At 45.4% G+C, this 2,562-nt stretch carries 2 protein-coding genes and 1 pseudogene; all 3 read left to right on the forward strand.

All coding sequences use genetic code 11. The annotated features are described in order from the left end of the window. A pseudogene (locus tag ACKPEB_RS14880) lies at positions 1-296 on the forward strand (putative glutamate--cysteine ligase); the annotation flags it as partial. Positions 297-431: 135 nt separating this feature from the next. Next, on the forward strand, positions 432-893 hold the full coding sequence (locus tag ACKPEB_RS14885) for a tRNA (cytidine(34)-2'-O)-methyltransferase (protein WP_408965709.1): 462 nt from the start codon (positions 432-434) through the stop codon (positions 891-893). Between the two features lie 537 nt (positions 894-1,430). Further along, a partial coding sequence (locus tag ACKPEB_RS14890) for a LysM peptidoglycan-binding domain-containing protein (RefSeq protein WP_408965710.1) occupies positions 1,431-2,562 on the forward strand: 1,132 nt, incomplete at its 3' end.

Raw genomic sequence — 2,562 nt, forward strand, 5'->3', positions numbered from 1 at the left:
CTCACCACAGTTTAGATGCCCAACTGCGCCATTGGCAAGACGGACGCTGCATTATTGCCAGAGATTGGATTGAACAATTGTACCAAGAAGTTTGGCCAATCGCCAAAAAGCATGGGTTTAGCTGTTTTCTCGCTCCGGTGAAAAAAATCCTCCGAGAAGGCTGTACCGCCCAACAATGGACACATCTGTCTCAACAAGGTTGGGAAACTCGCGCCATTCTTCAACAGGCCATTCAAGAAATGAAACAGCAAGAACAAGAGTTTGACGAACAAATTTGTCAGCCTTTAGTTGCCTAAAACATGGCCATTTATTTGATGAGAATATCTTATCGATAAATTTCTTTACAAAACATAAAGAAAAACTATAGATTTGTTCTGGGCATCCCTGGGGGAACGAACCCCAAAAGTCCTTGTTTTCTAGCTGATTAACCCATGCCTCATGTCGTTTTAGTCGAGCCGCAAATTCCACCCAATACCGGGAATATTGCTCGTACCTGTGCAGCCACCTGTACCCAATTGCATTTAGTTGGGCCTTTAGGATTTGAAATTAGCGATCGCTACCTCAAGCGAGCGGGTTTAGACTATTGGCCCTATGTGTCCTTAACCTATCATCCCGATTTCTTCACTTTTAAAACCTATCATCAAGAACAAGGTGGACGATTGCTAGGATTTAGTACCAAAGGCGCATCCAACTATGCCCAGTTTCAGTTCCAAGATTCAGACTGGCTCCTGTTTGGGAGTGAAACCGCAGGACTCCCCCCCGATGTGTTGGACGCTTGTCATGCAACGGTTTATATTCCAATGGCCCAGCCCGGTGTTCGCAGCTTAAATCTGTCTGTCAGTGTTGCCATTGGTTTATTTGAAGCCCGCCGACAACTGGGTTATCTAGTTTAAAATCGATCAATCCCACTGCCCAGTTTGATTAAGAATGGCAGTGATAAATTTTTTTTATAAACACCCGGATGAAATTGATCCCCAACAGTGATAGATTTTATTCATCTAAAGGGGTATTTTTTGGCAGTTGTCAAAAAAGCCAAAACCCTGAATTGATATCAATCAGAGCTTCTTCACCGTTGATCCATAGAGCGATCTAGCAAATGGCTCGCTAGAAAATCAAGGGCTTCCATCCCTATTGTTTTTCTGGTAGAAACTGGTGTAGATTCTCATCTGGACTCCTGCAATAGAGTTCTCTTAATCTTTAAAGTTCCTCAACCCTCAAGGGTTATTGTTGTTAATAACGTTAGTGTTCAGGGTTTGCCTTTCTACAGAACTTTCGCTTTTCTTGCCGAAATTGAAAAAGCAAGGTAATCTGACGTAATCAAGATTTTTATCAGTGATTTCAATTCATCATTAATAGAATTAATATCACTGATAAGACATTCTTGAGCGGTTCGAGGACAGTAAGCACGCTTCTCCATAGGAGGTCGTTCTTTGAAAGGAACAGTTCCACATCATGATCAACCTGTTGCTATGCCTAATTTAGATTTAGATTCCGGTTTAGATTTAGATCAGACTGCAACAGGGCAGACCAAACAACAGGTCGTAAACTCTGGCAGTCATAAGGTGCGTACCTCTGCCGCATTTCTCGGTTTAGCCATTGCTTCTGGGATTCTCAGCAATCAAGCCAATGATTGTGCAATGGCGGTAGAGTTATCCAATCCTGATCCAAACCCAGCCATGCAGTCATCTGCCGCGATGGCAGCGTCTTCTCCCAACAGAGACAATCGAGCCTCTGGGGAACAAGCGTCTCAATCGGACTGGCAGCCGTCTCTGTTGCGAACCGTTTCCAGCCTCAATACAGGCGAGAACGTTGTCAACGGCCAGAGTCAATCCAATGTAGAGTTCGGAAAATCAGAGCCAACGGACGCAGAAGTTGTTTCTCAATCCGAGTCCCAGCCTCGTGTTCCTTCAGGTTCTTTCCCCAACTCAGGGCTGCCTCAATCGGCTACGCTGACAGAATCTAACCTCTCATCTGATGGGCAGATTCTTCCCTCCGGTGAAGTTGGAGCTTCAACAACTCAGAACACTTTCGATCCATCACCAGGAAGGTCGGAAACCGACCCTGACCCGACTCAGGAATTGGGGCAAACCCCTAGAGCGTTAACAGGAGTTCCAGGTAATTCTTTAGATACGCTCCCGGAAGGGATGTCTGGAGCGTTTGTGATTCCGACCGATGGCAACAACCCCACCGTGGCAGAAGTTTATCAGGTGGGTTCAGGTGATACCTTAGATCGGATTGCCAAACTGCATAATGTTTCTGTTGATGCGATTATCAAGGCAAATCAGCTAAGTGATCCTAACGTTCTGAGTGTTCATCAAAGTCTAAAAATTCCTAAGCAACTGGCGAGTAGTTTCTCCAGCAGTTCGTCAGTCGTCACCACAACTTCTGGGCTAGAGTCTCAGATTCGTCGAAATCCCTCCGCCGCTTCACAACAAGCTTCTTCCACAAGCGACTTGAGTGCTCTAGGGGGTAGATTCCCTCAAGCTGTACTTCCGGTCGTCATTCCCTCAGAACTCAATCATAATCCTTCTTCAGTTGCCGATTTTTCAGGGGAAGCGATGA

This window comes from Planktothrix sp. (assembly GCF_046067725.1).
In the GTDB taxonomy this organism is placed as follows: Bacteria; Cyanobacteriota; Cyanobacteriia; order Cyanobacteriales; family Microcoleaceae; genus Planktothrix.